The 7,730-nt window shown below is 61.0% G+C and carries 1 protein-coding gene and 3 pseudogenes; 1 reads left to right on the top strand and 3 read right to left on the bottom strand.

The features are described from left to right. Nucleotides 1-50 precede the first annotated feature (50 nt). Complete coding sequence (locus tag HT737_RS27305; protein WP_047294175.1) at nucleotides 51-422, bottom strand: DUF6124 family protein; 372 nt, start codon at nucleotides 420-422, stop codon at nucleotides 51-53. A gap of 697 nt (nucleotides 423-1,119) precedes the next feature. On the opposite strand from HT737_RS27305, the pseudogene HT737_RS27300 reads away from it, so the two are divergent. Beyond that, nucleotides 1,120-1,894, top strand: a pseudogene (locus tag HT737_RS27300) (endonuclease/exonuclease/phosphatase family protein). Nucleotides 1,895-2,041: 147 nt separating this feature from the next. On the opposite strand, the pseudogene glgB reads toward HT737_RS27300, so the two are convergent. Continuing rightward, nucleotides 2,042-4,274: pseudogene (gene glgB / locus HT737_RS27295) on the bottom strand (1,4-alpha-glucan branching protein GlgB). Nucleotides 4,275-4,276: 2 nt separating this feature from the next. After that, nucleotides 4,277-7,620: pseudogene (gene treS, locus HT737_RS32865) on the bottom strand (maltose alpha-D-glucosyltransferase). Nucleotides 7,621-7,730 lie beyond the last annotated feature (110 nt).

Raw genomic sequence — 7,730 nt, 5'->3', positions numbered from 1 at the left:
AAGATCAAAAGATCGCAGCCTTCGGCAGCTCCTACAGGGGGGCCGGTCAGTTAGTTCGGCACGCGGCGGCCGTCCAGGACACGGTTGACCATCAGTTCACTGAGCATGATCACCTGATGCAGCATCAGCATGGCCCGGCGCTGTGGGTGGTCGGCGACGTCGCTGATGTCCCGGGCCATGTCACTGGCGGCGGCTAATGATTCGCAGGCTTCGACGAGCAAGGTTTCCTCGTCCACGGTGGGGTCGATGAGGAAGATTCTGCTGGATTTGCGTGACGAGGCTGAAGGGATCGAGATCTTCAGGGCGCCGGAGTTGAGGTAGAAGTTGATGGCGCGGTCGGTTGCCGCTTTTATCTTCTGCGGGTCGAGGGCCGGGTCGTACGGGATTGAGGCGTCCGGGGGATTGGGTGTGGCTTTGAACATGGATGAAACTCCGTATCGAGAAATAGGAGCCATCACCCTCGCTACCAAACGATGGGTGGCGGCCATGCGCGGGTTGGTAGACCGGTCGATACGGAACCCGGCGCTCACGAATGAGCCCCACGCATGTCCACCATAAAACTGAGCCCCAAAAAGAGGCTACATAAGGTGACGCCATACGACCGTACCGAAATGGGCTACCAAACCCGATCACTGTTTTCCAGTGACAGGGAAACGATATCGCCCACCTCATAGCCGTGTAAGCCGGCGGATTCTGGCGTACGCGTAGGTAACGGCGCAAGGCGTTGTAGCCGGTATGGCGTAACGGTTCGTGTACTTTAAACGTGGTTGCGCGGTTATGTTTATGTGCGGGGTTTGGTCTGTTGTTTTGATTTTGTCTGGCAGGCCGCTTTCGCGAGCAGGCTCGCTCCCACAGTTGGAATGCTTGCATTCAGTGGGAGGTTGGTCGGCTTGTGAGCCGTCATCGCTGGCAAGCCAGCTCCCACAATTTGACCGAGTGCATTCAGTCAGAGATTGGTCGATCGGCAGGCCGCTTTCGCGAGCAGGCTCGCTCCCACCGGTTTTCTGGCGGCAAGGGTGATTTGTGTTACGGCCTGAGGCATCTGGAAGGAACTGCCCGCGCACAGACCAGTCGCATGAACAGGAAGCCGTTTTTTCAGAGGAGTGAACGTGTCCAGCGATCCCGAGCGTCACGCCGTCGACGCCCCCCGTCATACATCGCCTGCGCGTGCTGACGGTCAATACCCACAAGGGCTTCACCGCCCTCAATCGGCGCTTCATCTTGCCGGAACTGCGCGAAGCGGTGCGCAGCACCTCGGCCGATCTGGTGTTTCTCCAGGAGGTCGTGGGCGAACACGAGCGCCATTCCAATCGTTACAACGAATGGCCGCAAACCTCGCAATATGAATTTCTTGCCGACAGCATGTGGAGCGATTTTTGCCTACGGACGCAACGCGGTGTACCCCGATGGCCATCACGGCAATGCCCTGCTGTCAAAATACCCGATCCGCGAATACCGCAACCTCGACGTGTCGATCACCGGCCCCGAGCGCAGAGGCCTGCTGCACTGCGTGCTGGACGTGCCGGGCCACGCCGAAGTCCACGCCATCTGCGTGCACCTGAGTCTGCTGGAAAGCCATCGCCAGTTACAGTTGCAGCTGCTTTGCCAGTTGCTCGAATCCTTGCCCGAGGACGCGCCGGTGATCATTGCCGGCGACTTCAACGACTGGCAATTGCAAGGCAATGTCGCCCTGGCCCGCCGTGATTACCTGCACGAAGCGTTCGAACGCCACCATGGCCGTCCGGCCAAGACCTATCCAGCGCGTTTTCCACTGTTGCGCCTGGACCGCATCTACCTGCGCAATGCCAGCAGCCACGACCCGCAGATCCTCGGCAACAAACCGTGGACGCATTTGTCGGACCACTTGCCACTGGCGGTGGAAGTGCACCTGTAATCCTGCTGCGGCAGCGATCCCCGGCTCACCGAAAACGCCTGTGGGAGCAGGCTTGCCCGCGATGACGGCGGATCAGGCAACAGAGATGTTGAATGTTCCGACCTCTTCGCGGGCAAGCCCGCTCCCACAGGGTTAGCGGTGGCTGGACTAGCCCTCCGGCTTGAGAATCAACACCGCCAGCGGCGGCAGATTCAGTTCCAGCGACAGCGACTGCCCATGGCTCGGCACCTCTTCGGTAAACGCCCCGCCGCCATTGCCATAGTTGGACCCGGCGTAGGTGTCGGCATCGCTGTTGAGCAGTTCATTCCAGCGTCCGGCAAACGGCACGCCGACGCGGTACGACTGACGCGGCACCGGGGTGAAGTTGGCGACCACCAGCACCGGTTTGCCGTCTTTGCTCCAGCGCAGCCACGCGTACACGCTGTTGATCGCGTCATCACCGATCAACCACTGGAAGCCCTGCGGCGCGTCGTCCTGATCGTGCAGCGCCGGTTCTTCGCGATACAGGCGATTGAGGTCGCCGACCAGTTTCTGCACGCCTTTGTGTTCCGAGTATTGCAGCAGGTACCAGTCCAGTTGCTGATCGTGGTTCCACTCACGCCACTGGCCAAACTCGCAGCCCATGAACAGCAGCTTCTTGCCCGGGTGGGTCCACATGAAACTCAGATAGGCGCGCAGGTTGGCAAATTTCTGCCAGCGGTCGCCGGGCATTTTGTCGATCAACGAATGCTTGCCGTGCACCACTTCGTCGTGGGAGATCGGCAAGATGAAGCGCTCGGACCAGGCGTAAACCAGGCCGAAACTCAGTTCGTTGTGATGGTGCGCGCGGTACACCGGATCCTGCTGAATGTAGTGCAGCGAATCGTGCATCCAGCCCATGTTCCATTTGTAAGCGAAACCGAGGCCACCCTGCTGGGTGCTCTGGCTGACGCCCGGCCAGGCGGTGGACTCTTCGGCAATCACCAGCGCCCCCGGCGCCTCCAGCTCGACCACATCGTTCAAGTGGCGGAGGAAATCGATCGCCTCGAGGTTCTCGCGCCCGCCGTGGCGGTTCGGAATCCACTCGCCGGCCTTGCGCGAATAGTCGCGGTAGAGCATCGAGGCCACCGCATCGACGCGCAGGCCATCCACGTGAAAGTGCTTCAACCAGTGCAGTGCCGATGCCAGCATGTAGCCGTGCACTTCGGTGCGCCCCAGGTTGTAGATCAGCGTGTCCCAGTCCTGATGGAAGCCTTCCAGCGGGTTGCCATATTCGTACAACGCCGTGCCGTCGAACTGCGCCAGGCCATGGGTATCGGTGGGGAAATGCGCCGGTACCCAGTCGAGAATCACCCCGATTCCGGCCTGGTGACAGGCGTTGACGAACTCGCCGAACTGCTCGGGTGTGCCGTATCGCGCGCTCGGGGCGAATTGCGAGAGCAGTTGATAGCCCCACGAACCGCCAAACGGGTGTTCCATGATCGGCATCAGTTCGATGTGGGTGAAGCCCAGTTCCTTGACGTAAGGAATCAGCCGCTCGGCCAGCTCCGGCCAAGTGTACTGCCGGGCGACTTCGCCCAGATCGTCCAGTTCACACTGCCACGATCCGGCGTGCAGCTCATAGATCGACAGCGGCTGTGAATGCTGTTGCCGTTCGCGACGACCGCTCATCCATTCCTGATCCTGCCAGTCGACTTGCAGCGGCGCGGCGACTTTCGACGCGGTGTCCGGCGGCAGGCTGGTGGCCAGCGCCATCGGGTCAGCCTTCAGCGGCAGAATGCCGTGGGCGCCGAGGATCTCGTACTTGTACAACTCCCCCCGCCTGCAGGCGCGGAATGAACAACTCCCAGACCCCGGATGGATGGCGCAGGCGCATCGGATGGCGGCGCCCGTCCCAGACGTTGAAATCGCCGACCACCGAGACGCGCCGGGCGTTCGGCGCCCACACAGCGAAACGCACACCATCGACGCCATCGACGGTTTGCAGCTGGGCGCCGAGGCAACTGCTCAGATCGCGGTGATTGCCTTCGGCGAACAGATACAAATCCATTTCGCCGAGCAACTGACCGAAGCTGTAAGGATCTTCCGCCACTTGCTCGCCGCCGGCCCAGCGCGTGCGCAGCAGATAGGGCCGGGCCTGGGCGAAGTGCCCGACAAACAGCCCCGGGGTTTCCGTGGCGGTCAGTTCGCCACGTTCTTCACCACTGTCCTTGTCCAGCACTTCAACTTTCAACGCACCCGGCAAATAGGCGCGGATGAACTGCCCGCCTGCACCATCACCGTGCGGGCCGAGAATGGAAAACGGGTCGCGATGTTCCGCACGTACCAACGCGTCGATGTCTTGCGCCGTCGGCAATAACGCTTCTTTAGCGTGACCCTGTTCCTTGTTCGAGACACTCATGACTACTCTCCACCAAGATCGGAAAAGGGTTTAAGCCCCGTCAATAACCCATACAAACCGTGCAACGGCACGGGCAGCCACGTGGGGCGATTTTCGGCTTCATAGGCCACTTCATAGGCCGCCTTCTCCAGGCCGAACAGCGCGAGCGCTGCGTCGGCACCCGCAGGATCCTGCCAGGCATGATCAAGACTAGTCGCCGCTTGGCGATATGCCTGAACAAATGCCTCGCGCGCCTCACGCAGGTAGCGCTCGGCAACCCGATGCCGGGCCGCTTCCGACTCCGCACTGTGATCGACGTTGTGCACGTTGATGGTCATGGCCGCCGCGTAATCGAAGGACCGCAGCACGCCGCTGACGTCCTTGTACGGACTGTGTTTGCCGCGCCGCTCGCGCAGCGGCCGCGCCGGCTCACCTTCGAAGTCGATCAGATAGGCATCGCCCTTGATCACCAGCACTTGGCCCAGGTGCAAGTCGCCATGCACACGAATGCGCAAGCCGCCCACGGCTTTCTGTGCAAGTTCCTGCACATGGCCGAGGATGATTTTTTTGTTGTCCAGCAGCTGCGCGACCATTTTCTGATCCGCCGCGCTCAGATGACTTTGATGTTGCTTGAGCAGCTTCAGCGCATGCTCGACCTGCGCCGCAACGTCCTTGCCGGTGGCTTGGGCGTCCTTGGCGCTGGTGGTCTGCGGGGCGAAATCGGGATTGTCGCTTGGCGCCGCGAGCACTTGATGCATCTCGCCCAGACGCTGGCCGAGCATGCCGGCAAAGTCCTTGAGCTCGCCGAGGGCGTTGTAATGCTGTTCCTGCTCGGACATGGCGTCGGCCAGTTCATCGCGCAGCGCCCGTTCGAGGTTGTTCTGCGTCCATTCCCACGCATCACCCTGATTGCTCAGATAGCCTTGGGCGATCATCAGCAGATTGTCTTCGCCCTGGGCATCACGACGAATCACCGAACCCAACAGCGGCGAGATATTCTCGAACCCGGCCTCGGTCAGGTAGGCGCTCATTTCCAGTTCCGGATGCACCCCCGAGGCGACTTTGCGGATCAGTTTCAGCACCAGGCTGTTGCCGATCACCACCGAACTGTTCGACTGCTCAGCCGACAGATAACGCACCTCGGATTCAGCGCCGAGGCCAAGTTTTTCCAGCTGCGGAGTCGGTGCGAAACGGATCTCGCCCTGCTCGGAGTTGAGCACGGTGCTGCTGTGCATGCCTTGCAGCACGGCGTGCACAAACGTTTCGAGGCTGAACGCATCAGTGATCAGCCCCACCTGACGTCCGCGGCGTACCCGGGACAAAGCCAATTGCTGCGGCAGCGCCGCCCCCGACCTGGTCTTCCGAGATAAACCCGAACGGCAGTTGATAGCGGCTGGTCTGCCCGGCGCTGGTGACTTCGATCTCACTGAGCAGCACCGGATGGCTGGGCATCGCCGAAGCGCACGCCGTAGGCCAGATTGACTTTCTCGATGGCCGTGTCCTTCCCGGCGAACCAGCGGCGGTTCTGCAGCCAGCTCGGCAAGATGCTCTGCTCCAGCGTGTTGCGGGTCGGTGCTTCGAGCAGTTCTTCCATGCGTTTTTTCAGCACCAGCGTGGTGAAGTCGGGCAGGCTCTGTGCCGGTTCGACGTGCCAGCTCGGCATCTGGTTTTCCGCCGCGAGGGCGAACCAATAGAAGCCGTACGGTGCCAGGGTCAGCAGGAAGTTCAACTGGCCGATGGGCGGGAACGCGTTACCGCCTAGCATCTCTACCGGGACCATGCCGACGTACGCAGAAAGATCCAGCTCCGCCGCTTGCGCGCTGCGCGAGACGTTGGCCACGCAGAGAATGATTTCGTGTTTGCCGTCGGCGTCGGTGAACTCGCGGGTGTAGGCCAGGATGCGCCGGTTGCTCGGCGAGAGCATCTTCAGCGTGCCGCGCCCGAAAGCCTTGGACTGCTTGCGCACGGCGAGCATGCGTCGGGTCCAGTTGAGCAGCGAATGCGGATCGCCGGCCTGGGTTTCGACGTTGACCGACAGGTAACCGTATTGCGGGTCCATGATCGGTGGCAGCACCAGGCTTGCCGGGTCGGCCCGGGGAAAACCGCCGTTGCGGTCGATCGACCATTGCATCGGCGTGCGCACGCCGTCGCGGTCGCCGAGGTAGATGTTGTCGCCCATGCCGATTTCATCGCCGTAATACAGGGTCGGCGTGCCGGGCATCGACAGCAGCAGGCTATTGAGCAGTTCTACGCGGCGGCGGTCTCGCTCCATCAACGGCGCCAGACGTCGACGAATGCCGAGGTTGATCCGCGCGCGACGGTCAGCGGCGTAGTAGTTCCACAGGTAGTCGCGCTCCTTGTCGGTGACCATCTCCAGCGTGAGCTCATCGTGGTTGCGCAGGAAGATTGCCCACTGGCAATTGGCAGGAATCTCCGGGGTTTGCCGCAGAATGTCGGTGATCGGGAAGCGATCTTCCTGGGCCAGCGCCATGTACATGCGCGGCATCAGCGGGAAGTGAAAGGCCATGTGGCATTCGTCACCGTTGACGCCTTCGGCATCGGTGTCGCCGAAGTACAGCTGAGTGTCTTCCGGCCATTGGTTGGCCTCGGCCAGCAGCATGCGGTCAGGGTAATTGGCGTCGATCTCGGCACGGATCTGCTTGAGGACGTCGTGGGTCTCGGGCAGATTTTCGTTATTGGTGCCGTCGCGCTCGATCAGGTACGGAATGGCGTCGAGACGCAGACCGTCGATGCCCATGTCCAGCCAGTAGCGCATCACCGACAGCACGGCTTTCATCACTTGCGGATTGTCGAAATTCAGATCGGGCTGGTGCGAATAAAAGCGGTGCCAGAAGTATTGGCCGGCGACCGGGTCCCAGGTCCAGTTGGACTTTTCAGTGTCGAGAAAGATGATCCGGGTGCCGTCGTACTTCTGATCGTCATCCGACCACACATAGAAGTCCCGCGCCGCCGAGCCGGGTTTGGCCTTGCGCGCCCGCTGGAACCACGGGTGCTGATCGGAGGTGTGGTTGATGACCAGCTCGGTGATCACCCGCAAGCCACGTTTGTGCGCCTCGGCGATGAAGCGCTTGGCGTCGGCCATGGTCCCGTAGTCGCTGTGCACGCCGCGGTATTCGGCGATGTCGTAACCGTCATCGCGGCGTGGCGACGGGTAGAACGGCAACAGCCAGATGGTGTTGACGCCGAGTTCGGCGATGTAGTCGAGTTTGGCGATCAGGCCGGGAAAGTCGCCGATCCCGTCATTGTTGGAGTCGAAAAACGATTTGACGTGAACTTGATAGATCACCGCATCCTTGTACCAGAGCGGGTCTTTGATGAAGGTGGCTGCCTTGGGTTTCTTCGCCATGTGAAACTCCTGAAAAATTCGTCTCTGCACATAATGTGATCGTGCTGATACTTCTGTAGGAGCTGCCGAAGGCTGCGATCTGTTGATCTTGCTTCTAAAAAAATCAAAGG

The organism is Pseudomonas sp. MD195_PC81_125 (assembly GCF_014060985.1).
Lineage (GTDB): Bacteria > Pseudomonadota > Gammaproteobacteria > Pseudomonadales > Pseudomonadaceae > Aquipseudomonas > Aquipseudomonas parakoreensis.
Note: the sequence above shows the minus strand (reverse complement) of the source record. Positions and strands in the feature narration are given on the sequence as shown.

Bases quoted from the DNA above. Each gene is read 5' to 3' on its own strand.
- HT737_RS27305 (WP_047294175.1), bottom strand. From the start codon at position 422: ATGTTCAAAGCCACACCCAATCCCCCGGACGCCTCAATCCCGTACGAC.